The following is a 25,768-nucleotide window of genomic DNA, read 5'->3' as shown; positions in this document are numbered from 1 at the left end:
CCCCGTCCGTCCCGTCCGGCCATGTCGCCGCAGCTGCGCGAGGTGTACGCCGCCCTCCTCGAGCGCGCGCCGGAGAACCGCATCGAACCGGACCTGTCGCGGATCCGCCGGGTGATGGAGCTGATGGGGGACCCCCAGCACTCCTACCGCTCCATCCGCATCGCCGGCACCAACGGCAAGACCACTACCGCCCGCATCCTGGAGCGGATCCTGCGTGAGGCGGGCCTGCGCACCGGACGCACCACCAGCCCCCACCTGCACTCGCCGGTGGAGCGCATCGCGATCGACGGCTCCCCGATCGACGAGGACGGCTTCGTCCAGGCGTACCGCGACGTCGAGCCGTTCGCCCGGATCGTCGATGAGGAGTCCCTGGCGGCCGGGGGAGTGCGGCTCACCTACTTCGAGTACCTCACCGCCATGGCCTACCAGGCCTTCGCCTCCGCCCCCGTGGACGTTGCGGTGGTGGAGACCGGCCTGGGCGGCACCTGGGACGCCACCGGTGTGGTCGATCCGGACGTCGCCGTGATCACCGTCATCGGCCTGGACCACCAGGAGTACCTCGGCGAGACCATCGCCGAGATCGCCGCGGAGAAGGCCGGGATCCTGACCGCCGGCGCCACCGCCGTGATCGCGGCCCAGCCCGAGGGGGACGCCGCCGACGTGCTGCGCGAGCGGGTCATCGAGCTCGGTGCCGAGGCCGCCTTCGAGGACGAGCAGATCGGGGTGCTCTCCCGCACTCCTGGCGTGGGCGGGCAGATGCTCACCCTGCAGGGGATCGCCGGTCGCTACGAGGACCTGTTCCTCTCGCTTCTCGGCGAGCACCAGGCGCACAACGCACTCCTCGCCGTGGCCGCGGCCGAGGCCCTCCTGGGCGGCGACTCGCCGCTGGATGCTGGCCTGCTGACGGCCGCACTGGGATCGGTCACCTCCCCGGGCCGGGCCGAGGTGGTGCGCCAGTCGCCCACGATCCTGCTGGATGCGGCCCACAACCCCTCCGGAGCCGAGACCCTGGTGGCCACGGTCCGGGAGAACTTCCGCTTCACGCGCACCATCGGACTGGTGGGGATCCTGCAGGAGAAGGACGCCGAGCAGCTGCTTGCCACCCTCGAGCCCCTGCTGGACTCCGTGGTGATCACCCACTCGTCCTCACCACGCGCCATCCCCTCCCATGAACTGGCAGACCTCGCCCGCGACGTGTTCGACGACGAGGACCGCGTGCTCGAGGCCGCCTCGCTGCCGGATGCGATCCAGCAGGCGGTGGATCTGGCCGAGGCCGAGGGGGAGATGTTCGGCGGTGTGGTGGTGGCCGGATCGGTGACGCTGGCCGCCGAGGTGCGGGACCTGCTGGGCCTGCCGGAGGAGGAGTGAGAGTGACCCGTTTCCTCGAACCCTCCTCCCGCGCGCACGGGGCGCAGCGCATCCTCGGTGCGACCGTGCTGGTGGTCGAGGCCTTCGTGGTGCTCTTCGCGGTGCTGGTGGCCCATCAGCTGGTTCCCGACCAGCGTGCGTTCACCTGGAGCTGGGGGCTGCTCACCTCGGTGGCACTGGTGGCGTGCTCCGGGATGCTCAAGCGCGGGGCCGTTCCCTACTACATCGGGGCGGTGCTCCAGGTCCCCGTGATCCTGCTGGGAGTGCAGGTCCCCGCGATGTGGGCGGTGGGCGTCATCTTCGCGATCCTCTATGTGTACAGCGTCGTCAAGGGCCATCAGCTGGATGGGGAGAAGGACGCGATCGACGCCGCCCACTGGCGCGCAGAGGCCTCTGCGGAGGGGAGTGCTGCGGGGCCGGGTCCCGATGCATCGGCCAGCGGGGGCGGGGCGACGGAGGCCGAACGCAGCCGGCAGTCCCATCGCCCGCCGAGGGCCTGAACCCGACTCGCACCGCGGACCGCGCGCCGTTAGGCTCGCGGCTATGACCCCACAGCGCACTCTCGTCCTGCTCAAGCCCGACGCCGTCAAGCGCGGCCTGCGCGGGGAGATCATCCGCCGCATCGAGGCCAAGGGCTACACCATCTCCGCCCTAGGCCAGCGCACTGCCACCGACGAGGAGCTCTCCGCCCACTACGCAGAGCACGAGGGCAAGCCCTTCTATCCCGGTCTCGTGGAGTACATGGGGGCCGCACCTCTGGTCGCGCTGGTGCTCGAGGGGGAGGGTGTCATCGCAGGCTTCCGCTCCCTGGCCGGTGCCACCAACCCCACCGAGGCCGCTCCGGGCACCATCCGCGGCGATCTGGCCCGCGAATGGGACCTGCCGGTGATCCAGAACCTCGTCCACGGCTCCGATTCCGAGGAGTCCGCCGCCCGCGAGATCGGCATCTGGTTCCCCGAACTGGACTGATCAGTACCGCCGTCGTTCGGTCCCGGCAGGCGCATCGCGTCTGTTCCCGCTCTTCTTCGCTATGAGCTGTCGAACCGGCCAGTCGCGCATCCGCCGGCGTGGAGCCCCCTGGGGCTCCTCGGAGGCCGAGACGATGATGGTGATGAGGCCCACCATGCGCCGGCACCTGCTGCGACAGCCACGGGAAGAGGTGCCCGTCTGCTGCTCGTCGTGGCGCGCCGCACAGAGGACGTAGCACGCCTCGGCGCGGATCGCCGTGCAGAATGGAGCCATGGGCATGGGTCTGGGTGTGGTAACGGTCGGGTTCCTACTGCTGGCGCTGCTGGCCGCCGTCGCGATCCTCGCAGCCGTCGCCGCTCCCAACGTGCGCCGGGCACGGCACGGCGAGCAGACACCGCTGCGCACGCCGCGCCACTCCTCGCGCACGCGGCGCGACACCTGAGGCCGCGGACCGCGCATGGCCGCTGACCGCGACCGTCTGGGCTGACAGCCCGCCCCAAAGGTGTGACCATCCCGAGGTACGACCCCCCCGTCGCCCCCCACCGGCGTCCTGACCGGGTGCACCTAGACTGGCCCATGGCCCCGCCGCATCGCCGGCTCCTGCGACCTCGGAGGTGACCCGTGGATCCCAATGACATTCTCGTCCTGCTCGTCGGTGGAGCCGGTGGTATCGGTGTGATCGGCGCGGGGGCATGGGCCTATCTGCGCAGCAGGGGGAAGACCCCGACCGATCCCAAGGACCAGCGCCGTGATCCGCAGGACAGCAGCACCGGATCTCGCCCCGCAGGCACCGCGGTCAAGGAGCGGCCAGCTGCCCCCACCTGGGCCGACACCCTCTCCGCCCCTCCCGGCCCGCCGATCAGAAGCCAGCACAGCAGAAGCCGGGCGAGGCCGCACCGGCCGGAGAGGAGCAGGCCCACGGCGCCCCTGAGGACAAGCCCGTCCGGCGGGCGCCGGAGACGGACGGTGGCCGCCAGGCACCCGCGGCCACCGCCGTCCCGACAGACGACACCGTTGCCGCCCCTGCCGATGCGCCGGCCGCCCCCGCCCCGTCGGTCCAGGCCCCCGCCCGTCGGTCCAGGCCCCCGCCCCGTCGGTCCAGGCCCCGGCTCCCTCGCCTGAGGCGCCTGCCCAGCCGGTGGAGGCACCGCCTGCCCCCACGGAGGAGACCACCACCGAGGATGCCCCTGGCCCGGTCATCGACACCCCGAGGCGCCCGCCGACCGGATGCTGCGGCTGCGCGAGCGCCTGGCACGCTCCGGCTCCATCGGCCGCGGCATCCTCACCCTCCTCACCCGCGGCGCCGTGGACGAGGACACCTGGGACGAGATCGAGGAGACCCTGCTGCTGGCGGACCTCGGGCCGGACGCCACCGATGAGCTGATGGAGGCCCTGCGTCGACGCATCCAGGTGCTGGGCACCGATGATGCCGCAGCGGTGCGGGAGGTGCTGCGCGAGGAGCTCGTCACCCTGGTGAACCCGGACCTCGACCGCCGCCTGGCCGCCACCGTCCGCACCGCACCGGACGGCACCGAGGTGCCGTCGGTGATCCTCATGGTGGGTGTCAACGGCACCGGCAAGACGACCACCGTCGGCAAGCTCGCCCGGGTCCTGGTCGCCGCCGAGCGCACCGTGGTGCTGGGTGCCGCCGACACCTTCCGCGCCGCGGCCGCCGACCAGCTCGCCACCTGGGGCTCCCGCGTGGGTGTGGACACGGTGCGCGCCGACCGCGACGGGGCCGATCCCGCCGCCGTCGCCTTCGACGCCGTCAAGGAGGGCGTCGCACAGGGTGTGGACGTCGTCATCATCGACACCGCCGGTCGCCTGCAGAACAAGAAGGGTCTGATGGACCAGCTCGGCAAGGTGCGCCGCGTCGCCGAGAAGGGACTGCACGGTGACACCGTCGCTGAGGTGCTGCTGGTCATCGACGCCACCACCGGCCAGAACGGCATGCAGCAGGCCCGGGTCTTCTCGGAGGCCGTGAACATCACCGGCATCGTGCTGACCAAGCTCGACGGCACCGCCAAGGGCGGGATCGTGGTCAACGTGCAGCGCGAGCTCGGAGTGCCGGTGAAGATGGTGGGCCTGGGCGAGGGCATGGACGACCTCACCCCCTTCGACGCCTACGGCTTCGTGGACGCCCTGCTGGGGGACTGAGCGCACGCCCTTCGGGGGCGGACCCGCAACGGTCCGCACCGCGAACCCTTCGATCACGGAATGATCACGGCGGCCCTATGACCTGGTCGGTCACCGGCGCCCACCGCACGATGGCGGCACGGCCCACCACGGACCGTGCCCGCCCCGGGGCGGGCACCACCGACCACAGGAACCGCCATGGACCCCTTCACCCTCGACACAGGGGCGACCGCCTGGATCCTCGTCAGCGCCTCCCTGGTGCTGCTGATGACACCCGGGCTGTCCCTCTTCTACGGAGGCATGGTGCGGTCCCGCACCGTGCTGAACATGATGCTGATGTCCTTCAGCGCGATGGCCGTCGTGGCCCTGGCCTGGACGGCGGCCGGCTATTCGATCGCCTTCGGCGACGACCACGGCGGCGTGCTCGGCAGCCCCTTCCAGTTCATGGGACTGAACGGCACTGACGAGCAGTCGCTGCTGGCCGGCTCCGGCGTGCCCTTCCTGACCGCCGCCGGCTTCCAGATGACCTTCGCGATCATCACCGTGGCCCTCATCTCCGGTGCGATCGCCGATCGCGTCCGTTTCGGCACCTGGCTGACCTTCACCGCCGTGTGGGTGCTGGCCTGCTACGCGCCGATGGCCCACATGGTGTGGGGCGGCGGCCTGCTCTCCGGGGACGGACCCTTCGCCGCGATCGCCGAGCCGGTCGACTTCGCCGGCGGAACCGTCGTGCACATCAACGCCGGCATCGCCGGTCTCGTGCTGGTGCTGGTCGTCGGCCCCCGCCTGGGCTTCGGCAAGGACCCCATGAAGCCCCACAACCTGCCGCTGGTGATGCTGGGAGCGGCACTGCTGTGGTTCGGCTGGTTCGGCTTCAACGCCGGATCCGCGGGCACCGCCGACGCCACCGCGGGTCTCGCCTGGGTCAACACCGCCGTCGCGACCGCCGGGGCGATGCTCGGCTGGATGCTGGTGGAGCGGATCCGGGATCGTCATGTGACCTCACTGGGCGCCGCCTCCGGCGTGGTGGCCGGCTTGGTGGCGATCACGCCGGCGGCCGCCGCCGTGGACCCCCTGGGCGCGATCGTGCTGGGCGCGGTCGCCGGGATCTGCTGCGCCCTCGCCGTCGGCCTGAAGCACCGCATCGGGCTGGACGACTCGCTCGACGTGGTCGGCGTGCACCTGGTGGGCGGACTCGTGGGGACCGTGCTGATCGGCGTGCTCGCCGTCGACGGCGGGCTCCTGCACGGCGGCGGCGCGGCCCTGCTGCTGGTCCAGGCCCTGGTGGCCCTCGCTGCGATGGGCTTCTCCGGACTCGTCACCCTGGTCATAGCCCTCGCGCTCAAGCACACCCTGGGCTGGCGCATCAGCGCCGAGGACGAGGCCGCCGGCATCGACCTCAGCCAGCACGCCGAGGCCGGTTACGATCTGGTCGGTGCCTCCGTTCGCCGACGGTACGGGCCCGATGCACCCGTGCCCGACGCCCTGGTGGCCGAGGTGCCGGACATCGTCCGCACCACCCCGGCGCCCGCCCCGACCGCAGCCCCCACCGGCGCCCCGCCCCCACGGTGCGGGTGCCCGCACCGACGCCGCCACCACGACAGGAGAGCTGCGATGAAGCTCGTCACCGCCGTCATCCAGCCCCATGCCCGTCAGGACGTGATCGAGTCGCTGCGCGAGTACGGCGTCACCGGCATCACCCTCACCGAGGTGGCCGGCTACGGCCGCCAGGGCGGCCACACCGAGGTGTACCGCGGAGCCGAGTACCGCATCGACACCATCCCCAAGGTCAAGCTCGAGATCCTGGTGGACGACGCCGCCGAGGCCGACGTGGTGGACCTGATCGTCGCGGCCGCCCATACGGGCCGCATCGGCGACGGCAAGGTGTGGACCACCCCGGTGGACTCCGTGGTCCGGGTGCGCACCTCCGAGCGGGACGCCGATGCCCTCTGACGGGCCCCGGGCGGGCAGTGCCTCGGCCACGACCGCCGAGGGGCTGCCCACCCTCCGTCTGGACCACGCCCTCGACGCCGGCGTCGGCGACCCCGCTCACGGCCCCCTGCGCAGGGCCGAGCACACGGCCCTGATCGACCAGTGGCTGCGCACCCAGTGGCGGGAAGCGGGCGCGCCCCCGCGCGGGGCAGCGCTGGCCGCCGTCGGCTCCGTGGGGCGGCGCGACCCGGGACCGGCCAGCGACCTCGACCTGGTGCTGCTGCTGGACCCTGAGCTCGCGGGATCCGAATCCGCCTCAGGCCTGGCCTCCGCCCTCTGGTACCCGGTATGGGACTCCGGCACCTCCCTGGACCATTCGGTGCGCACGTCCGCGCAGTGCGAGCAGGTCGCAGCGGAGGATCTGCGCACCGCCGTGTCCCTGCTGGACCTGCGCCCCGTCGCCGGGGAGGAGCGGCTCGTCGCCGACGCCGCCACCCGGGTGCGGCGCGCCTGGCGCACCGGAGCCCGCACCCGCATCGAGGAGCTCGGGGAGCTGGTCGAGGATCGCACCGGGCGCTACGGCGTCCTGGCCCACTCCACCGAGCCCAACCTCAAGTCCGACCGCGGGGGCCTGCGGGACGTGACCCTCATCCGCGCGATCGCCGAGTCCTGGCTGGCCGACCACGACCATGTGGTGGTGGACCGCGCGGCCGATGTGCTGCTGGAGGTGCGCGATGCCCTGCAGCTGGTCACCGGCCGGGCCAGCACGCGCCTGAGCCGCGCCGACCAGGACGCGGTGGCGGGCCTGTGCGGGTACGGACAGGCCGACGACCTGCTCGCCGCGCTGGCGGAGGCCTCCCGTGCCGTCGGCTGGCAGCTGCACCGCAGCCTCGCCGCAGCCCGCTCCGCCGCCGCCCGGGGCGGCCGCGCCACCTACGGTGCGGGGGCCATGCGCCGACCGGCCCTGCAGCGACTCGACCACGGCGTCATCGTCCAGGCCGGGGAGATCTCCGTGGACCTGGAGGACCCCAGCCCCCTGCGGGACCTGGCCGCCGTCCGGCACGCGACCACCACCGGCCTGCCGCTGACCGGGGCGACCCTCGCACGCCTCGCCTCCGGGCGCTGCCCCCGACTGCGCCCGGCCCAACGTGACATGCTGGTGGACGCCCTGTCCGGGGAGCACCTGGCCGAGGTGTACGAGGCGCTGGACGTGCACGGCGCGGTGGCTCGGCTCGTGCCTGGCTGGCAGAGCATCCGCAACCGCCCTCAGCGCTCGCCCGTGCACCGCTACACCGTGGACCGCCACCAGGTCGAGACCGTGCTGGAGGCGCAGAAGCTGCTGGGCACGGTGGATCGCCCCGACCTGCTGCTGGTCACCGCCCTGCTGCACGACCTCGGCAAGACCCCCGAGGCCGAGGACCACAGCCTCGTGGGCGCGCCGCTGGCCCACAGGGCCGCGACGGAGCTCGGATTCGATGCAGCCGACGCAGAGGTGATCGCCGCCCTGGTGCGCGAGCACCTCACCCTGGCGGAGCTGGCCACCGGTCGCGACCATGCGGACCCCGCCACCGTCGACGCACTGCTGAATGCCGTGGATCACGATCCCTCCCGGCTGGATCTGCTGCGTGCCCTCACCGAGGCCGATGCCCGCGCCGCCGGCCCCGCCGCCTGGACCACCTGGCGGGCAGAGCTCGTCGAGCACCTCGCGGCGCAGGCCCGCGACACCCTCACCGGCGTCGTCCGCCCGCCCCGCGAGATGCTGGCCCCGCAGCGCTCCGCCCAGGTCACGGTGCTGGATGCGGTGCGATCCACCAGTGGCTGTGCGGTCCTCTACCCGGCGCCGGGGGAGGACGCCCCCATCACCGAGATCTGCATGGGAGCCCCCGACGGTCCCGGGGTGTTCGCGGCTCTGGCACGGGTGCTGGTGCGGCTGCGGTTCCAGGTGCGCTCGGCGGTGGTCGCCACCGTCGACGGGGTGGCCGTGACCACCTGGTGGGTGACGGGCCGAGCCGGGGACCTGCCCCACCCCACGACCGTGCGCACCGCGATGGAGCGCGAGCTGGCGCGTCGCGAGGACCCTGCTGCCCGGGTCCTCGAGACCGGGCCGCAGGCACCGATGCGGCGCAGTGAGGACACGCCCGTGGTGGCGCTGCTGCCCTCCGCGCCCGGCAGGCCCACGCCGCTGCAGATCAACGCACGCAACCGCCCCAGCCTGCTCGCGGACATCGCCGAGACGATCACCGGTCACCGCCTGCTGGTGAGCGGGGCGCACGTGATGACCCTGGGTCGCCGCGCCGTGGACGTGCTCTACCTGACCGATCTGCGAGGGCGCCCGCTGGACGAGGAGACGGCCGCCCGGGTGGCCGAGGCTGTCGCGGAGGCCGCCGCCTGAGCGTGCGAGGCGCGCGTGCAGGCCGCCGGTCGCGTGCGCGAGGTGCGCGTGCGAGCTGCGCCGACGCCGAGCCCCACCGCCTCGACGGCGCCGGCATGCTGGCCGTCCCGGGACTCCTGAACACCCACGCCCACGTGGACAAGTCCTGAACACCCACGCCCGCGTGTACAAGTCCTGGTGGGGCCACCCCTGGCAGTCCTTCGGGGGGCCGCCCGGGACAACATCCCCGACCTGTGGAGCTCCTACGGCACCGGGGACATGGTCAAGATCGCCCGCCAGCACGCACGCATCACCGGTGCCCGGTACGACGAGGAGCTGCTGCACGTGCTCGCCCAGACCTCCTCGCCGTCGACTCCCGCGCCTCCTCGCCGTCGACTCCCGCGCCGAGATCGTGCTGCTGGACGCTGAGAACCCGATGGACGCCTTGGTGCGCGCTCCCGCGCGGCAGCTGGTGCTCGTCGGCGGAGAGATCGCCCACGACGCGCGCGGCTGAACCCTCCTGCCCCTGCCCGGAGCCCACGGTGCCCGGTAGTGTGGCCTGCGCCGAGGACTGCCGTCACCGCCCCGGACCGATCTGAAGGACCATCGCCCCGTGTTCAACAACCTGTCCGACCGCATCACAGCCTCGCTCAAGGGACTGCGCGGCCATGGCCGTCTCACCGAGGCCGACGTCGACAAGACGATCCGCGAGATCCGCCGCGCACTGCTGGACGCCGACGTCGCGGTGTCCGTGGTGCGCGAGTTCACCGGTCGCGTGCGCGAGCGCGCCCTGGGCGAGGAGGTCTCCAAGGCCCTCAACCCCGCCCAGCAGGTCGTCAAGATCGTCCACTCCGAGCTGGTCGAGGTGCTGGGCGGTGCCACCGGTGAACTCTCCTGGGCCAAGCATCCGCCCACGGTGATCATGCTGGCCGGCTTGCAGGGCGCCGGCAAGACCACCCTGGCGGGCAAGCTCGCGACGTGGATGAAGGGGCAGGGCCACACCCCGCTGCTGGTCGCAGCCGACCTCCAACGTCCCAATGCCGTGGGCCAGCTGCAGATCGTCGGCGAGCGGGCCGGGGTGCCAGTGTTCGCGCCGGAGCCCGGCAACGGCGTGGGCAACCCCGTGCTGGTCGCCATGAACGGTGTCTCCACCGCGCAGTTCCAGCAGCACGACGTCGTCATCGTCGACACCGCCGGACGTCTCGGCATCGACGAGGAGATGATGCAGCAGGCCCGCGAGATCCGCGACGCCGTCAACCCCCACGAGACCCTGTTCGTGGTCGACGCGATGATCGGCCAGGATGCCGCCCGGGTCGCCGAGGCGTTCCGTGACGGGGTGGGCTTCACCGGTGTGGTGCTCTCCAAGCTCGACGGCGATGCCCGCGGCGGTGCCGCCCTGTCCATCACCGGTGTCACGGAGCGGCCCATCCTGTTCGCCTCCACCGGTGAGAGCCTCGACGACTTCGAGCGCTTCCATCCCGACCGCATGGCCAACCGCATCCTCGACATGGGTGACGTGCTCACCCTGATCGAGCAGGCGGAGAAGGCCTTCGACCAGAAGGAGGCCGAGAGGGCCGCCCAGAAGCTGGCCTCCGGGGAGGACTTCACCCTCGACGACTTCCTGGTACAGATGCAGCAGCTCAAGAACATGGGCTCCATCAAGAAGATGCTGGGCATGCTGCCCAACATGGGCCAGTACCGCGAGCAGCTCGAGAACTTCGACGAGAGCGAGCTCGGTCGCGTCGAGGCGATCATTCGCTCCATGACCCCTGCCGAGCGCAACGATCCGAAGATCCTCAACGGTTCGCGCCGCAGTCGCATCGCCAAGGGCTCGGGCACCACCGTCCAGCAGGTCAACCAGCTGCTGGAGCGGTTCAAGCAGGCGCAGACCATGATGAGGCAGATGGGTCGCGGCATGGCCGGCGGTGGCATGCCGGGGATGCCGGGCGGCCCCGGCATGGGCATGGGCAAGAAGTCCCGCGGCAAGGCGCAGCAGCAGCCCCGCGTGAAGAAGGCCAAGTCCAAGAACCCCGCCAAGGCGGCGCGCGAACAGGCCGAGGCCGCCAAGCGCGCAGCCGAGGGCGCCGGTTCAGGGGGTTCCGCCTTCGGTGCCGGAGCACTCGGTTCCGGTGGCAAGGGCGGTGCGGGTCAGGGCGCGATGCCGGACCTCTCCGACTTCGACGCCAGCCAGCTCCCGCCGGAGATGCAGAAGCTCTTCGGCCAGGGACGCTGACGCGCGGCCGGCGTCGGCCCTGGCCGGGGTGCTGAGGCGGGGCTGGCATCGGCACGGGTGCTGAGGCGGGGCCGGCGTCGGCACGGGTGCTGAGGCGGGGCTGGCCGTTGCGCTGCACCCCGGTTACGGGTGGGCACGTTCCAGTTCGTGGAAGCTGGCCGCCCGGTAGCGCGGTGGTGGGGTGGTGGCTCGTGGTTACGGGTGGGTACGTTCCAGCTCGCGGAAGCTGGCCGCCTGGAACGCCCGTCCGACCGGCGTCCCTGCGCTCGTGCGGCCCGTGGAATCACCCGGTTCGACTCGCCGCTGGGGCCTCCCTCTCCGCCATGCTCGGGCGACTGATTCGGCTCCACCGGTGAGGACAGCAGAGTTACTCCCCATCTCTCGCCCGTGCACAATCGGCGCATCATTCCCCGTCCTGGACCGCGGAGATCCATAGCGTCGGTACATGGCAGAACGACTGAACAGCGCAGAACAGCTCAGGCCAGGCAAGCTCTACACCCGCACCGGGCTGCTCCAGGCAGGGATGCACCCGCGCGTGCTGGCGTCCTCGGCCATCGTCATGCCGCTTCCGGGTATGTGCGCCCGGGCGGATTCGCCGGTGGAGCTCATCTCGGCGGCGCGTGCGCTGCAGAACCGGGTTCGCCCCGGGACGGTCATCAGCCACACCACGGCCCTGGAACTGCTGGGCCTTCCCCTGCCGCGTCGACATCGCTGGCAGCACGGGGAGCCGCTCCACAGCAGGGCTGCGAGCGACCAGGGCCGAAGCCGGACCAGACGGATCATCGTCCACGGCCCCAGGTCAGCTCCGCGATTCCGCTGGAAGGGCGTCGAGCTCTACCATCCGCTGATCGCTCTGCAGGACTGCGCGAGGCTCCTGAGCAGTGACGATCTCGTCGTCTGCATCGATGCCCTGGCAGGCTCGAAGGCAGAGCTGACGATCCCGCTGCCCGAGATCAGGGCGTTCTCCCAGCGGCTTCGAGGGCGCGGCGGTGAGGCGGTCAGGCAGGCGGCGCAGTCGGCGGTGGAGAACGTCTGGTCACCGATGGAGACGAGGGCGCGCCTGTTCCTCACGCGGCGGGGGTATCCGCTCCCCGTGGCGAACCTGCGGGTCGACGACCCCGACACCGACTGGCACGGCTACATCGATCTCGCCTATCCGCAGTGGAGGATCGCCATCGAGTACGACAGCGAAGCTCACCGGCTGGACCGCGCCCAGTGGCAGAAGGACCTCCACAAGAACCAGGTGCTCCACCAGCAAGGATGGAGCGTGCTGCGCATCAGTGTGGCGGACCTGGTGGCTCCGGAGCATTTCCTGCAGAGGCTCGATGCGGCGATCAGTCGTGCCGGGGCACCGATCAGTCGTGCCGGGGCGCCGATCAGTCGTGCCGAGGCACCGATCAGCCCTGCTGACGCCGCATGACCGCAGCCTCAGCCACCTCCAGTGCCTGCTGTGTCGAGGCGAGCGGTGCCGGGTCCCCGCCTGCGCGCAATTGCGCTGCGCGGCGGAAGTCCTCCACGGCACGTTCGGGGTGGCCGGCGGCCAGGAGCGTCTTGCCACGATGCTGTCTCATCATGGCCTCACGAGGGGTCCCCATCGTCTCCGCCACCAGCGCGTCATACGAGTCCAGGGCACGATCGTGGCGGCCCAGGTCGCGATGGCAGTCAGCGGTGAGCGCCCGGACCCGCACGGTCTCGGGGAAGGACGAGAGATGCTGCAGCGCCTCGGCCGGCCGCCCGGACCACAGCAGCTCCAGCACGTCCACCAGTTCGTCCTCGGCATGGGACCGCCGGAACATCGCCGGATCGGTGATCGAGGGGCGCAGATCCTCGCCGCGGATCACCCATCCGGGCCCGCCCTCCACGTCAGAGGTCATGCCCCCATCATCGGGCCATGCCCCCGGTGCGCGGGACGTCGGTGCGCTCATGCGCTGAAGGACGGGGCGGTGCACCCCGGCGGGCGCGCGAGGTCGACGGCCCGCTAGGGTCAAAGCATGCTCAGCGCCGACAGCGACACGCCCGTTCTCCACCTGACCGGACCGATCCTGTTGGGACCGGAGCAGGAGATCACCGAGGCCTGGGTGCACCAAGGCCGCATCCATCACCAGCGGCCCGAGCTCCCCACCGGCACCGAGGTGCGCACACTCGCGGGCTTCACCGTCCCCGGCCTCGCGGATCTGCACTGCCATCTCGGCATCGGCGACGACGGCAAGGGCACCACCCTGGAGCAGGCACGGGAGCAGGCGCTCACCGACCGTGACACCGGGGTGCTGCTGATCCGTGACGCCGGCCCCATCATCGACACCTCGCCGCTGCAGCAGCGGGCGGCCCTGCCTCGCCTGATCCGATGCGGTCGGCACGTGGCTCGTACCCGGCGCTACCTCATCGGATACGCAGAGGAGGTCGAGCCCGAGGACCTGCCCGCCGCGATCACCCATGAGGCAGGCCGCGGTGACGGGTGGGTGAAGCTGGTGGGCGACTGGATCGACCGCGGCCTCGGGGACCTCACTCCCTGCTGGGACGCGGCGACCTTCCGTGCCGCGGCTGATGCCGCTCACGCCGCCGGCGCCAGGATCACCACCCACCCCTTCGCCGAGGACACCCTGCCGATGGCGCTCGACGCCGCCTTCGACTGCCTCGAGCACGCCACCGGCCTGACCGACGACACCATCGCCCGGGCCGCCGAATCCCGCACCCCGGTGGTGACCACACTGGTGAACGTGGGCGAGTTCGAGCAGTACGCCGCCCAGGGGGAGAAGAAGTTCCCCACCTACGCCGCACACATGCGCCGCCTGCGCGAGGGTCGCTACGACCGCACCCGCGACGCCCTCGAGGCAGGCGTGCCGCTGCTGGTGGGCACCGACGCCGGGGGAGTGCTGGGCCATGGCATCATCCACGACGAGCTCGACGAACTGGCCAGGGCGGGCATGACGGGTACGCAGATCCTGCAGGCCGCCGCCTGGGGGCCCCGCACGTTCCTGGGTGTGCCGGCACTGGAGGACGGGGCACCCGCTGACCTGCTCGTCGTCCATGACGATCCGCGAGCCGATCACCGGGCCCTGCGCGATCCCGGCGTCGTGGTGCTGGGAGGACGGGTGGTGAAGGGATGAACGCTGCCGAACCACTGGTGAGCCTGATCCAGGAGGCACGGTTCACCACCGCGCGCTTCCGCCCCGGCTACCGCACGGCCGACGTCGACGACTTCCTCGACGAGATCGTGACTCTCCTCCAGGGCACCGCAGATCCCCGCCGGTCACGGGAGGACGCCGCCGTACGGGTGCGCGAGGCGGCGTTCGCCACCGAGACCTTCCCGCACACCTACGACATGCAGGACGTGGACGCGTTCCTGGAGGAGGTGCTCCTGCCCGCACTCACCGACCATCATCCCCACCCCGCTGCGCCCGCGAGCGAGGACCGGACACTCACCGCCGGGAGCGAGGACGGCCAGGTGAACGGCACCGCGCACGCCCCGGGCGCCTCGAAGACCTCGACGCAGGGCTGGGAGGCGAGCTTCCCCGAGGACGAGGACCGGGTCGAGGACCCCCTGATCGCTCAGCTGCGAGGCGCGCGGTTCCCGACAGCCTCCCGCTTCACCGTCAACTATCCCGTCGGCGAGGTCGACTCGCTGCTGGACGAGATGATCGCGACACTCGAAGGAGCATCGGACCGTACCTCCGGTCGGCGAGAGGCGCGCGCCGTTCTCGTGCGCGGCTCTCTCGACCGTTCCCGCAAGGCCCGCGACTCCTACCGCGCCGAGGACGTCGACATGTTCCTGCTCGAGGTGTACAACCGTCTGCAGGGAAGCCGCTGAACCGTTCCTCCTCCAGGGCTGCGCCCCGGGAGCGGACCGCTGCCGTGTGCCGCTCGGCACACGGTCCCCGCTGGAATCCGGGGGCCGCGTGCTGGCATACTCGTTTCCTGTATGTGCCCTGGCCGGCCCTCTACCCGCCAGGCATGACACCCCGAGGACCGTCTGCGCCCGCATCACCCCACAGGCTGCGGCGGGACTCACCCGAACATCCTGAAGGAGAGTCCACCCACGTGGCTGTCAAGATCCGCCTGAAGCGCATGGGCAAGATCCGTGCACCGTTCTACCGCGTCGTCGTGGCCGATTCGCGCAAGAAGCGCGATGGCGCCGTGATCGAGGAGATCGGCAAGTACCACCCCACCGAGGATCCCTCGGTGATCGAGATCGACTCCGATCGTGCGCAGTACTGGCTCGGCGTGGGCGCTCAGCCCACCGAACAGGTCTCGGCGCTGCTGAAGGTCACCGGCGACTGGCAGAAGTTCAAGGGCGAGGGCGACTCCGCCGGCTCCCTGAGGACTGCTGAGGAGAAGAAGTCCGCCGAGGAGCTCATCGCCGAGGCCGACAAGGCCGCTGCGGAGTCCCGTGAGGGCGCCAAGAAGTCGAAGGACGCCGAGAACAACGAGTCCGAGGAGGGCGACGTGTCCGACGAGAAGAAGAACGAGGCCGAGGAGGCCGCATCTGAGGTCGAGCCGGGTTCGGAGGAGGGCGACGCCAAGGGCGAGTCCACCGAGGACGCCGAGGCGCAGACCACCGACGAGGCCTGAGATGAGCGCTCGCGCCGAAGCTCTCGACCAACTCGTGCGCGGCATCGTGGATGACCCGGACGCCGTGCGCGTCACCGAGAAGTCCACGCGCCGTGGCCCGCTGCTCGAGGTGCGGGTCAGCCCCGCGGACCTCGGCCGCGTCATCGGTCGCTCCGGTCGCACCGCCCGAGCCCTGCGCACGGTCACCGCGGCCCTGTCGGACGACGACGTGCGCGTCGACATCGTCGACGTCGACCGGCGCTGAGGTGCCCGGCACGAACGAACACTCCGAGAGCGGCACTGTCCAGCAGTGCCGCTCTCGGCGTACCCGCACCCTCGTCACGGCTGGTGCGGCCCTGCTGCTGGCCGCCTGCGCCTCCGGACCCGCGGCACCCACGGACCCCGAGGCCACCGATGGTGCGCAAGGAGAGACCGCGACGGACACTGCCGGGAGCCCGGACCCCGCACTGGCCTCGGCCTGCGGCGAGTTCTGGGGCGACCCCGACTACGCCGCCCCCCTGTCCCGCGTGGTGCTGGACCGGGCGGCCACCGCCCCCGAGGCCGGCCCCTCGGACCCCTTCTTCTACGCGATGACCGGAGACGACATCGAGGCCGTCTTCGGTGATGCCCCCGAACAGCTTCGCACCGCCGCCACGGATCTCGCCCAGTGGTTCCGAACGCAGCCCGAGAAGGGCTCCGAGGCCGATCGGGACGCGTTCGGCGATCTGTGGCAGGGACTGGCCGCCGAGTGCGCGGACGTCTCCGCCGCGGCCTCCTGGGCCGCCGACCCCGAGCAGGAGGGCGACAAGCCCGCAGCCCTGGTGTGCGCCGACGTGTACGACACCCCCGGCACCTTCACCCACTTCGGCAACGCCAATGTGCTGACCTCGAACATGTTCAAGCTCGTGGGGCTGAGCGCCCAGCAGGTGCCGGCGGACAGGCTCGAGGACGTCCAGGCCACCGCCGACCTGCTGGAACGGGAGATCGACCGGGTCGACGACGACGCCGTCCGTGCCGGGCTCGAACAGGTCCGCGCCCCCTTCCAGCAGGCGCTCGAGGGCGACCTGTGGTCCGAGGGGCTGCGGGAGCCGCTGACCGAGCTCGGCAGCGCCTGCGATGACGCCGGGTACCGTGCCCCCGAGAGCGGCGAGCTCGGGGACGAGACGAACGACGAGGACGACGACGGAGGACTGGTATGACCGGCTTCGAGGTGATCGTGGCGACCATCGGCAAGGCACACGGGCTGCGCGGCGAGGTGGCGCTGAACCTGCGCACCGACCAGCCGGCCGAGCGCCTGGTCGCCGGAACGGTGTTCGACATCGACGCGCCCGCGAGCGGAGAGCGTGACACCCACGCCCGCGGCACCGCCCCCGGTGCCGCCGTACCTCGGCGCCTCACCCTGCTCTCCACGCGCACCCAGCAGGACCGCTGGTACGCCCGCTTCGAGGAGGTGCCGGACCGCACCGCAGCGGAGGCGCTGCGCGGCATCGAACTGGCCCTCGAGCTCGACCCCGAGCAGGAGACCGAGGAGGATCCGGACGCCTGGTACGCCTCCCAGCTCGAGGGCCTCCCGGTCAGGCACGTGGACGGCCACGACCTGGGCGTGGTGGCCGGGCTGCAGCACTACCCCGCGCAGGACCTGCTGCTGGTGCACACGCCGGACGGCCGCCGCGTCCAGCTGCCCCTGGTGGCACAGCTCGTCCCCGAGGTGGACCTCGAGGCCGGGGTGATCCTGGCAGACCCGCCCGGCGGGCTGTTCGAGGAGCTGCCGGAGGACGACGCGAGCATCGAGCAGGAGCGCTGAGCCCGGGTGCGCATCGACGTCCTGACCATCTTCCCGGAGTACCTCGCGCCGCTGGAGCTGTCACTGATCGGGAAGGCCCGGCGCGAGGGCCTGCTGGACCTGCACCTGCACCATCTGCGCGACTGGACCCACGACCGTCACCGCACCGTGGACGACACTCCCCTGGGTGGCGGTGCCGGGATGGTGATGAAGCCGGAGCCGTGGGCGGAGGCCTTCGCCGCCGTCCGCGAGCAGGGACGAGCCGAGCTCGGGCCCGATGCTCGACCGCTGGTCGTGTTCCCCAACCCCGCCGGCACACCCTTCGCTCAGGCCACGGCCCGCGAATGGTCGAGGCGTGAGTGGATCGTGTTCGCCTGCGGGCGCTACGAGGGGATCGACGAGCGGGTGTACGAGCACCTCGCCGATGAGGGCTACGAGGTGGCCCTCGCCTCGCTGGGCGACTACGTGCTCAACGGGGGAGAGGTCGCGGTGCTCGCCATCACCGAGGCCGTGGTGCGCCTGGTGCCGGGCGTGGTCGGCAACGCCGAGTCCCTGGTCGAGGAGTCCCATTCCGATGGCCTGCTGGAGTACCCGCTGTACACACGGCCGGCCCGCTGGACCGACCCGTCGGGAACCGTTCGGGAGGCCCCGGAGGTCCTGCTGTCCGGCGACCACGGGCGCATCGCGGCCTGGCGGCGCGAGCTGTCACAGCAGCGCACCGCGCAGCGTCGACCCGATCTGCTGCCCCCGGGGTGACGGATCCGACACCCCTGGCTGGGCGTGACCTGCTGATCCGTCATGGCGGAGGCTTGCCGCGGGCAGTGTTGCGCTGGCAGAATGGTCGGCTGTGCATGCCGCGCGCCCCTCTGCCTCAGGGGAGGAGCGCACGACGCGGCCGGGCAGGTCCGTGGCGATGGGAGTCGCCGCCAGAGGCCCAGCACACCGGCACGAGGGGTCGCCCCTCGCCGGATCGACGGTTCATGACGGACCCGGGCCCCCGGGACCCAGCGAACGACGCCGTCCGACCTGAGGCGGAGGGCAGGAGAGAGACATGCAGAAGCTCGACGAGCTCGACAAGGCATCCCTGCGCGAGGACATCCCCGCGTTCCGCGCCGGTGACAACGTGAAGGTCCACGTGAAGGTCATCGAGGGCAACCGCTCCCGTATCCAGGTGTTCCAGGGCTACGTGATCGCCCGCCAGGGCCACGGCGTGGGCGAGACCTTCCGCGTCCGCAAGGTCTCCTTCGGCGTCGGCGTGGAGCGCGTGTTCCCCGTCCACGCCCCGACCATCGACAAGATCGAGGTCGTCACCCGCGGCGACGTGCGCCGCGCCAAGCTGTACTACCTGCGGGGCCTCACCGGCAAGAAGGCCCGCATTCGCGAGAAGCGCGAGCACTCCTGATCCTCTCGATGTGAGCCCTTCCGTGGCCCCCGGACGGCGGCGATCACCCCTCGTGGTGGTCGCCGCCGTCTGCGTGCTGGCACTGCTGCTGGCGGCAGCCGGGGTGCGGCACTTCGTCACTCAGCCCTACCGCGTCCCCTCCGCGTCCATGGAGCCCACCCTCCGCGCCGGCGACGTGATCCTCGCGGACCGTGCGAGCCGCGGCCAGGCCCAGCACGGTGACGTGGTGGTCTTCGACGGCACCGGCTACTTCGCCCCGTCGGCCGAGGGCGGCGGACGCTACTGGGTCAAGCGCGTGATCGCCGTCGGCGGAGAACGAGTGACCTGCTGCAGCGATTCCGGAGCGCTCATGATCGACGGGCAGGAGCTCGATGAGCCGTACCTCGCGCCCGGCACGGAGCCCAGTGCGATCGAGTTCGACCTGGAGGTGCCGGACGGCCGCATGTTCGTCCTCGGCGACAACCGCGCCGACTCCACCGACTCGCGCTCCATGCTCGGTGCGCCCGGTGGCGGCATGGTCCCCGTCGACCGGGTGGTGGGGACCGTCGACCGGATCGTGTGGCCTCTCACGCGAGCCGGAGCCGTCCGGTGACCAGGACGAGTCGATAGGATCACCGCGATGAACCAGACCGTCCCGCCCAGCAGCGCCGTCCCCAAGAACGAGGGCACGGCGCGCGTTGAGAGCCACCCCGGCGGCGAGCACCCGACGGAGGAAGCCGGGTCGGAGACGCACGAGCGCAGCGGGCGCCGCCGCGCGGAGAGCAGGCAGCGCCTGCCGCTGTGGCTGGACACCGTGCTGACCATGGTGGTCGCCCTGATCATCGCCGTGCTGGTCAAGACCTTCCTGATCCAGCCGTTCTTCATCCCCTCCGCGTCGATGAACCCCACCCTGCTGCAGGACGACAAGATCATCGTCTCCAAGCTGTCCCCGGGGGTGTTCGACCTCGAGCGGGGCGATGTGATCGTGTTCGAGGACCCGGGGGACTGGATCCCCGGGGACGCCACCGAGAACCCCACCCCGCGGGTGCGGCTGATGATGGCGCTGAGCCTGGTGGGCCTGGCCCCGGATCCCTCCCAGGACCACCTGGTCAAGCGGCTGATCGGCTTGCCGGGGGATCGGGTCGTGTGCGAGAGCGAGGGCGCGGCCCTGCAGGTCAACGGCACCGAGGTGCAGGAGCCCTACATCAACCCCGAGACCTCCGCCTGCCAGACGGCGTTCGACGTCACCGTGCCCTCGGGACACGTGTGGGTGTTGGGCGACAACCGTCACGCCTCGGCCGATTCCGCCTACCACCACGTCCACGACGGCGACGGCTTCGTCGCGGAGTCCGACATCACCGGACGCGCCGAGGTCATCTTCTGGCCCGCCGGCCGCTGGTCCGGGCTGGGCGGCGGGGACGAGGCCTTCGCCGATGTCCCCGACCAGCCGTGACCATCCAGACCCTCCCCTCGGCGATCCCCACTCTCGATCTGGAGCTCGCTCTGGCCACCCGGTGCGGGCCCGGGCCGCGGATCGTCGTCGGCATCGACGAGGTGGGGCGCGGGGCGCTGGCCGGGCCGGTCGCCGTCGGCGCCTGCGCGATCGAGGTGACCGGCGGTCGAGCCGTGGCTCTCCCCGAGGGCGTGCGGGACTCGAAGGCGCTGACGGCCCGCCGTCGTGAACTGCTGGTCGAGCCGATCCGCACTGCCGCTCGCAGCACCGCGGTGGGCTGGTCCGAACCGGCGGAGATCGACGAGCTGGGCATCATGCGAGCCCTCACCCTGGCCGCCCTGCGGGCGATCGACGCGCTCGAGGTGACGGCCGATGCGATCATCCTGGACGGCTCCGTGGATGTCCTCACCCCAGATCTCTCCCGAAGGGCGGTCCCCTGCCCGAGGGTCGAGCTGCGGGTGAAGGCCGACAGGGACTGCGCCAGCACGGCTGCCGCGAGCATCCTCGCGAAGGTGGCCCGCGACCAGCGCATGACCGAGCTGGATGCGCTGGCGCCGGCCTACGGGTGGGCCGCGAACAAGGGGTACGGCTCCGCCGTGCACCGCCGGGCCATCCAGGATCACGGCCCCACGGCCCACCACCGCCGCAGCTGGAACCTGGGCGGTCGGGCACCCGTGCTGCCTGGCGTACTGTGGGACGACCAGTCGAGCCCGCAGCCCGGGAAGGAGCGCCGGTGAACGTGCAGGACCTCGAGAACTACGAGTCCGACCTCGAGCTTCAGCTCTTCCGCGAGTACCGCGACGTGGTGAGCCTGTTCACCTACGTGGTGGAGACCGAGCGCCGCTTCTACCTGGCCAACCAGGTGGATCTGCAGGTGCGCTCGGCCGGGGGAGAGGTGTTCTACGAGCTGCGCCTGGCCGACGTCTGGGTATGGGACATCTACCGCTCCAACCGCTTCGTGCGGTCCGTGCGGGTGGTGACGTTCAAGGACGTCAACATCGAGGAGCTCAACAAGCAGGACATCTCCCTGCCCTGAGCTCGGTCACCGAGCTCGCCAGGTGAGGTCACGGGCTGAGTTCCCAGGCTGAACTCGCCGGATGTGGTCGCGAGGCCCGCTCCACCGGGTGAGGTTCCTCCCCAGCCGCCACTCGTGCACATTCCTGAACCCGATGGTGCGGCGGGGGTGCGCGGACGGCCACGCTGATCGGCATGAGCGATCACACCGCCACCCGATCCCGCAGCACAGGCCAGGCCCCGAGCCGCGCTCCGTCCCGGCCCTCGCCCCGCCTCGCTCACGAGCCCGCGCCAGGTGCCGCGCCCCGTCCCGATGGTGCCGCCGGCCGCCAGGACCCGGCTCGCATGACGGCGGCGGAGCTGGGACGAGCGGGGGAGCAGCTCGCCGCCACCTACCTCGAGCGCGTCGGCTTCACCGTGCTGGAGCGCAACGTGCATCTGCGCACCGGGGAGATCGACATCGTGGCCCTGGACGGCACCACCCTCACCTTCATCGAGGTCAAGACCCGTCGCACCCTGGTCACCGGGGTTCCGCAGGCCGCGGTCACCCCCGCCAAGCTGCGTCGACTGCGCAGGCTCGTGGGGGCCTACCTGATGGATGCCTCGCCGCCGCACCGGGACATCCGCATCGATGTGCTGGCCGTCCTCGCCCACGCCGACGGCACCTTCGCCGTCGAGCACCTGCGCGGAGTGGGCTGATGGGGCACGCACGCACCCTGTCGATCGGTCTGCACGGGCTGCGCGGCACACTGGTCGAGGTGGAGAGCGACGTCTCCACCGGCCTGCCCGCCTTCTCCGTGGTAGGGCTGCCGGACTCCTCCACCCTGCAGGCCCGGGACCGAGTGCGCGCCGCCGCGGCTCGCAGCGGCATGCACCTGGCCCAGCGCCGCATCACCACCAACCTCAGCCCGGCTTTCGTCCCCAAGCACGGATCCGGCTTCGACCTCGCGATCGCCGTGTCCGTGATCGCCGCGCAGGGCGACATCGATCCTGGGGGCCCCTCCCGCACCGTCCACCTCGGTGAGCTCGGGCTCGACGGGCAGATCCGGCCGATCCCCGGCGTGCTCCCCGCCCTGGTCGCAGCACGCGACTGCGGGATCCGCCGTGCCGTGGTGCCGCAGGAGAACCTCGCCGAGGCCAGGCTGGTCGACGGGATCGAGGTCACCGGGGCAGCGCACCTGAGCAGCGTGCTGCGCCGGTGGGGTGCGGATGTGGCCGTGCAGGCTCATCATCCCACGCTGCGCATCGCTCCAGAGGCGGAGCCCGAGACCGGTGCCGACGCGGACTTCAGCGATGTGATCGGCCAGCAGCAGGCCCGCCGGGCTGCGGAGGTCGCGGCGGCCGGTGGCCACCACCTGCTGATGACAGGACCGCCGGGCGCGGGCAAGACGATGATCGCCTCCCGCATTCCCACGATCCTCCCGGATCTCGACGACGAGCAGGCCCTGGCGGTCTCCGCCATCCATTCCGTGGCCGGGAGGTTCGACGCGCGCCAGGGCCTTCGCCGCCGCCCTCCCTTCGAGAACCCCCACCACACCGCCACCACCGCCGCTGTGGTGGGTGGGGGAGCGGGCCTGGCAGCACCGGGCGCGATCTCCCGCGCCCACGGGGGAGTGCTGTTCCTGGACGAGGCACCCGAGTTCCCCTCCCGGGTGCTCGAGGCGCTGCGGGAACCCCTGGAGACCGGCGACATCACCCTGCACCGGGCCCGTGGCGTCACCAGGTACCCGGCCCGCTTCCAGCTCGTGCTGGCAGCCAACCCCTGCCCCTGCGGGAAAGCCTGGGGGAAGGGGACCGACTGCAGCTGCAGCCCGCAGCAGCGCCGCACCTACCTCACCCGGCTGTCCGGCCCCGTTCTGGACCGGATCGACATGCGGATCGCCGTCGGGCCGGTGGACGTGAACCGGGTCGATGCCGTGCCGTCGGAGTCCAGTGCGCAGATCGCCCAGCGTGTACGCACGGCCCGCGACCGCCAGCGTGCGCGCTACGCCGATCACCCCTTCAGCATCAACGCCCAGCTGCCCGGTTCGCTGCTGCGCACCGCCTTCTCACCGGCGCCGGCTGACCAGCGCCTGCTGGACCACGCCCTCTCCCAGGGCCGCCTCACCCTGCGCGGTCACGACCGCGTTCTGCGCCTGGCCTGGACCCTCGCCGATCTCGAGGGTGCGGAGCGTCCCACTGCCGAGCACATCGGCACCGCCCTCACCCTCCGCGAAGGAGACCACCGATGACCGCGTCGAGCTCCCGTCCACCGTCGCTGGGCACGGCGGGGACGATCCGTCCCGGCCCGGCCCCGCCCCGCCATCGGGCGGCGCCAGGAGGAGGCTCCGCAGCACCGCAGCGCATGCATCACCTGGTCGCTGATCGCCGAGCCCACCGACTCCGTTGCCCTGGCCCTGTGCGCGGCGCTGGGCCGCGTGGACGCCCTCGCCCTGGCCCGGGACGGCAGCGCCGATGACCTCGTGGACCACCTGAAGGGTGATGTGCCGGTCGAGTTCGCGGACCCGAAAGCGGTCAGGAGGGACCCCCACCGGCTGGCGGGGCGCGCACTTGCCCGATGGCGGGAGCGCCTCGGGAGCATCAGGGCCGACGAGGTGCTCGATGCCGCCGCAGCGCGGGGGATCCGGGTCCTGACCCCAGGGCATCCGCACTGGCCGCCGGGTGTGGATGACCTCGATGCCACCACGCCACACTGCCTCTGGGTCCATGGGCCCGGCGATCTGGCGGACCTGGTGGGGCGGCGCTGCGTCGCCATGGTCGGCTCCCGTGCTTCCACCCCGTACGGGGAGGACACCGCGTCCTCGTTGGCCGCGTCCTTCGCTCGCTCCGGGGGGACCGTCGTCTCCGGCGGGGCGTACGGGATCGACGCCGCTGCCCATCGCGGTGCGCTTGCTGCGGGTCAGGGTGCCACCATCGCCGTCCTCGCCGGGGGCCTGGACTCCCTCTACCCCCGGGGCAACACCCGGCTGCTCGAGGCGATCCGGGATCGTCACCTGCTGGTCACCGAGGCCCCACCGGGGACCGCCCCCACCCGATGGAGGTTCCTGGCGCGCAATCGCCTCATCGCGGCCCTGTCCCAGGCGGTGGTGGTGATCGAGGCGTCCTGGCGCTCCGGCGCGCTGTCCACCGCACGCCAGGCCGAAGGGCTCTCCCGGCACATCGGAGCTGTACCGGGCCCTGTCACCTCCGCCGCCAGCGCCGGCTGCCACCGGCTGATCCGGGACAACGGAGCTGTGCTCATCACTGAGCACTCCGAGGTGCTGGACCTCCTGCCCGGCGGCCCGCCTGCCGGTGACAGCAGCTACGCCCAGCAGGACGAGCTCGATCTGCTCGCCCCTGCGGACCGCCGAGTGCTGGATGCGGTGCCGCCGCGCTCCAGCGCCTTGACGGCGGTGATCGCCCGGGAGGTCGGGATCGGGGAGGAGGAGGCGCGCTCCGCCCTGGCCAGGCTCGAGCTGCTGGGCATGGTCGTGGTCCGGGACGGCCGCGCTCGCCGGTCGCGCCAGGATCGGCGCACCCGGTGAGCGCCGCGCCCAAGAGTGCTCCTGACTCGCCCTGCGCCGCGGGTGGGGCGAGACTAGGGGGATGACGAGCCGGCCGCGACAGGACCAGGAGCACCCGGGTGACGGAGAGCTGCTCCACGCCTTCGCCGAGCATCTGCGGCTGGAGCGGGGGCGCTCCGCCCACACCGTGCGTGCCTACCGCCGCGAAGCCTCGGACCTGCTTCACCACCTGCGCCACGTTGAGCGCATCGACGTGGCGGACCTCGACGTGAACGCCCTGCGGTCCTGGCTGGCCGCTCGCGCGGGGACGGGAGCCGCCGCCAGCACCCTGGCGCGCTCCGCGGCTGCAGCGCGCACCTTCACCACGTGGCTCGCCGCCACCGAGCGCATCACCCATGATGTCGGCGGTCGCCTGCGGGCGCCCAAGCGGGGCAGGCACCTGCCCACCGTCCTCTCCGCCGCACAGACCTCCCAGCTGCTGGATGCCATCCAGCACGACCCGGGAACCGCCCCTACAAGTGACGAGCCCGATCAGGACCGGACCGCTCGTGCCGTCGACCTGCGCGACGCCGCCGTGCTCGAACTGCTGTACTCCTCTGGGCTGCGGGTCTCCGAGCTGGTTGCACTGGACTCCACCGGCATCGACCACGTGCAGGGCACGGTGCGGGTCAGGGGCAAGGGCGACAAGGAGCGCATCGTCCCCGTCGGCGCACCGGCACTGGATGCGATCCGGCGCTGGGAGTCCGAGGGCCGCCCCGTCCTCGCGGCGGCCGGCCGCGATCCGTCCTCAGCGGCACGCGACGCGCTGTTCCTCGGCGTGCGCGGCGGCAGGCTGGGCGACAGAGCCGTGCGCACACTGCTGGACAAGCGCACCGCCGCCTCCGGCATCCCACGGCATCTCAGCCCCCATGCCCTGCGGCACAGCGCCGCCACGCACCTGGTGGAGGGCGGCGCGGATCTGCGCACGGTCCAGGACTTCCTGGGGCACTCATCGCTGGCCACCACGCAGATCTACACCCACGTGAGCTCCGAGCGGCTGCGCAGCACCGTCGAGCAGGCGCACCCCCGCGCCTGACC

27 protein-coding genes and 1 pseudogene are annotated in these 25,768 nt (G+C 71.9%); 27 read left to right on the top strand and 1 reads right to left on the bottom strand.

Annotated elements, in window-relative coordinates:
- Positions 1–21: 21 nt before the first annotated feature.
- The 11 genes and pseudogenes from IOE58_RS05560 to IOE58_RS05510 all read left to right on the top strand — a co-directional run bounded on the left by IOE58_RS05560 (position 22) and on the right by IOE58_RS05510 (position 12,429).
- Positions 22–1,368 (top strand): bifunctional folylpolyglutamate synthase/dihydrofolate synthase, encoded by a 1,347-nt coding sequence (locus IOE58_RS05560; protein WP_193865578.1) that lies wholly within the window; start codon positions 22–24, stop codon positions 1,366–1,368.
- Between the two features lie 2 nt (positions 1,369–1,370).
- Positions 1,371–1,868, top strand: a complete 498-nt coding sequence (locus IOE58_RS05555) for a DUF4233 domain-containing protein (protein ID WP_193865423.1) — start codon at positions 1,371–1,373, stop codon at positions 1,866–1,868.
- Between the two features lie 43 nt (positions 1,869–1,911).
- Positions 1,912–2,337, top strand: coding sequence for a nucleoside-diphosphate kinase (gene ndk / locus IOE58_RS05550; RefSeq protein ID WP_193865422.1), 426 nt, complete (start codon positions 1,912–1,914; stop codon positions 2,335–2,337).
- A 271-nt stretch (positions 2,338–2,608) separates the two neighbouring features.
- Positions 2,609–2,779, top strand: a complete 171-nt coding sequence (locus IOE58_RS05545) for a hypothetical protein (protein WP_193865421.1) — start codon at positions 2,609–2,611, stop codon at positions 2,777–2,779.
- A gap of 785 nt (positions 2,780–3,564) precedes the next feature.
- Positions 3,565–4,494 carry a signal recognition particle-docking protein FtsY gene (gene ftsY, locus IOE58_RS05540; protein ID WP_193865420.1) on the top strand — a complete coding sequence of 310 codons (930 nt, stop codon included), beginning with the start codon at positions 3,565–3,567 and terminating at the stop codon, positions 4,492–4,494.
- Positions 4,495–4,671: 177 nt separating this feature from the next.
- Positions 4,672–5,922 (top strand): annotated as a pseudogene (locus IOE58_RS05535) (ammonium transporter); the annotation flags it as partial.
- Positions 5,923–6,087: 165 nt separating this feature from the next.
- Positions 6,088–6,426, top strand: a complete 339-nt coding sequence (locus IOE58_RS05530) for a P-II family nitrogen regulator (RefSeq protein WP_193865577.1) — start codon at positions 6,088–6,090, stop codon at positions 6,424–6,426.
- Positions 6,416–8,797, top strand: a complete 2,382-nt coding sequence (locus IOE58_RS05525) for a [protein-PII] uridylyltransferase family protein (protein WP_193865419.1) — start codon at positions 6,416–6,418, stop codon at positions 8,795–8,797. The genes IOE58_RS05530 and IOE58_RS05525 overlap by 11 nt, the downstream gene beginning before the upstream one ends.
- 177 nt (positions 8,798–8,974) lie before the next feature.
- Complete coding sequence (locus IOE58_RS05520) at positions 8,975–9,205, top strand: hypothetical protein (RefSeq protein WP_193865418.1); 231 nt, start codon at positions 8,975–8,977, stop codon at positions 9,203–9,205.
- 184 nt (positions 9,206–9,389) lie between these two features.
- Complete coding sequence (ffh, locus tag IOE58_RS05515) at positions 9,390–11,009, top strand: signal recognition particle protein (protein WP_193865417.1); 1,620 nt, start codon at positions 9,390–9,392, stop codon at positions 11,007–11,009.
- A 445-nt stretch (positions 11,010–11,454) separates the two neighbouring features.
- Positions 11,455–12,429 (top strand): DUF559 domain-containing protein, encoded by a 975-nt coding sequence (locus IOE58_RS05510; protein ID WP_193865416.1) that lies wholly within the window; start codon positions 11,455–11,457, stop codon positions 12,427–12,429.
- Here the strand turns inward: IOE58_RS05510 and IOE58_RS05505 are convergent.
- On the bottom strand, positions 12,407–12,883 hold the full coding sequence (locus IOE58_RS05505) for a tetratricopeptide repeat protein (protein ID WP_193865415.1): 477 nt from the start codon (positions 12,881–12,883) through the stop codon (positions 12,407–12,409). The genes IOE58_RS05510 and IOE58_RS05505 overlap by 23 nt on opposite strands.
- Positions 12,884–13,000: 117 nt before the next feature.
- Here IOE58_RS05505 and IOE58_RS05500 point away from each other — a divergent pair, with 117 nt between their 5' ends.
- From IOE58_RS05500 to IOE58_RS05425, 16 genes are all read left to right on the top strand, one after another.
- Positions 13,001–14,116: an amidohydrolase family protein gene (locus IOE58_RS05500; RefSeq protein WP_193865414.1), complete on the top strand. Its 1,116-nt coding sequence runs from the start codon at positions 13,001–13,003 to the stop codon at positions 14,114–14,116.
- Positions 14,113–14,817, top strand: a complete 705-nt coding sequence (locus IOE58_RS05495; protein WP_193865413.1) for a DivIVA domain-containing protein — start codon at positions 14,113–14,115, stop codon at positions 14,815–14,817. Before IOE58_RS05500 ends, IOE58_RS05495 begins: the two co-directional genes overlap by 4 nt.
- Positions 14,818–15,047: 230 nt before the next feature.
- The gene (gene rpsP, locus IOE58_RS05490; protein WP_193865412.1) at positions 15,048–15,578 is read left to right on the top strand and encodes a 30S ribosomal protein S16; all 531 of its coding nucleotides are present in this window, start codon (positions 15,048–15,050) and stop codon (positions 15,576–15,578) included.
- Position 15,579: 1 nt separating this feature from the next.
- Positions 15,580–15,822: an RNA-binding protein gene (locus tag IOE58_RS05485; RefSeq protein ID WP_193865411.1), complete on the top strand. Its 243-nt coding sequence runs from the start codon at positions 15,580–15,582 to the stop codon at positions 15,820–15,822.
- A gap of 1 nt (position 15,823) precedes the next feature.
- The gene (locus IOE58_RS05480; protein WP_348981886.1) at positions 15,824–16,756 is read left to right on the top strand and encodes a hypothetical protein; all 933 of its coding nucleotides are present in this window, start codon (positions 15,824–15,826) and stop codon (positions 16,754–16,756) included.
- On the top strand, positions 16,753–17,361 hold the full coding sequence (gene rimM / locus IOE58_RS05475) for a ribosome maturation factor RimM (RefSeq protein WP_193865410.1): 609 nt from the start codon (positions 16,753–16,755) through the stop codon (positions 17,359–17,361). The genes IOE58_RS05480 and rimM overlap by 4 nt, the downstream gene beginning before the upstream one ends.
- 6 nt (positions 17,362–17,367) lie before the next feature.
- A complete protein-coding gene (gene trmD / locus IOE58_RS05470) occupies positions 17,368–18,096 on the top strand; it encodes a tRNA (guanosine(37)-N1)-methyltransferase TrmD (RefSeq protein ID WP_193865409.1) in 729 nt (242 codons plus the stop codon).
- 295 nt (positions 18,097–18,391) lie between these two features.
- Entirely contained in the window at positions 18,392–18,742 is a 351-nt protein-coding gene (gene rplS, locus IOE58_RS05465; protein WP_193865408.1) for a 50S ribosomal protein L19, read from the top strand.
- A gap of 10 nt (positions 18,743–18,752) precedes the next feature.
- Positions 18,753–19,334: a signal peptidase I gene (gene lepB, locus IOE58_RS05460; RefSeq protein ID WP_348981885.1), complete on the top strand. Its 582-nt coding sequence runs from the start codon at positions 18,753–18,755 to the stop codon at positions 19,332–19,334.
- Between the two features lie 27 nt (positions 19,335–19,361).
- Positions 19,362–20,174 (top strand): signal peptidase I, encoded by an 813-nt coding sequence (gene lepB / locus IOE58_RS05455; RefSeq protein ID WP_193865407.1) that lies wholly within the window; start codon positions 19,362–19,364, stop codon positions 20,172–20,174.
- Positions 20,171–20,911 (top strand): ribonuclease HII, encoded by a 741-nt coding sequence (locus tag IOE58_RS05450; protein ID WP_193865406.1) that lies wholly within the window; start codon positions 20,171–20,173, stop codon positions 20,909–20,911. Before lepB (IOE58_RS05455) ends, IOE58_RS05450 begins: the two co-directional genes overlap by 4 nt.
- Positions 20,908–21,210 carry a DUF2469 domain-containing protein gene (locus IOE58_RS05445; RefSeq protein WP_017822807.1) on the top strand — a complete coding sequence of 101 codons (303 nt, stop codon included), beginning with the start codon at positions 20,908–20,910 and terminating at the stop codon, positions 21,208–21,210. Before IOE58_RS05450 ends, IOE58_RS05445 begins: the two co-directional genes overlap by 4 nt.
- Before the next feature lie 173 nt (positions 21,211–21,383).
- Positions 21,384–21,887 (top strand): YraN family protein, encoded by a 504-nt coding sequence (locus IOE58_RS05440; protein WP_228019052.1) that lies wholly within the window; start codon positions 21,384–21,386, stop codon positions 21,885–21,887.
- Entirely contained in the window at positions 21,887–23,419 is a 1,533-nt protein-coding gene (locus IOE58_RS05435; RefSeq protein ID WP_193865405.1) for a YifB family Mg chelatase-like AAA ATPase, read from the top strand. Before IOE58_RS05440 ends, IOE58_RS05435 begins: the two co-directional genes overlap by 1 nt.
- 186 nt (positions 23,420–23,605) lie before the next feature.
- On the top strand, positions 23,606–24,712 hold the full coding sequence (dprA, locus tag IOE58_RS05430; RefSeq protein ID WP_348981884.1) for a DNA-processing protein DprA: 1,107 nt from the start codon (positions 23,606–23,608) through the stop codon (positions 24,710–24,712).
- Between the two features lie 61 nt (positions 24,713–24,773).
- Positions 24,774–25,766 carry a tyrosine recombinase XerC gene (locus tag IOE58_RS05425; RefSeq protein WP_193865404.1) on the top strand — a complete coding sequence of 331 codons (993 nt, stop codon included), beginning with the start codon at positions 24,774–24,776 and terminating at the stop codon, positions 25,764–25,766.
- Positions 25,767–25,768 lie beyond the last annotated feature (2 nt).

Source organism: Brachybacterium epidermidis (assembly GCF_015209585.1).
GTDB classification, from domain to species: Bacteria; Actinomycetota; Actinomycetes; order Actinomycetales; family Dermabacteraceae; genus Brachybacterium; species Brachybacterium epidermidis.
The sequence above is the reverse complement of the archived record's forward strand: the minus strand, read 5'-3'. Positions and strand labels throughout refer to the sequence as shown.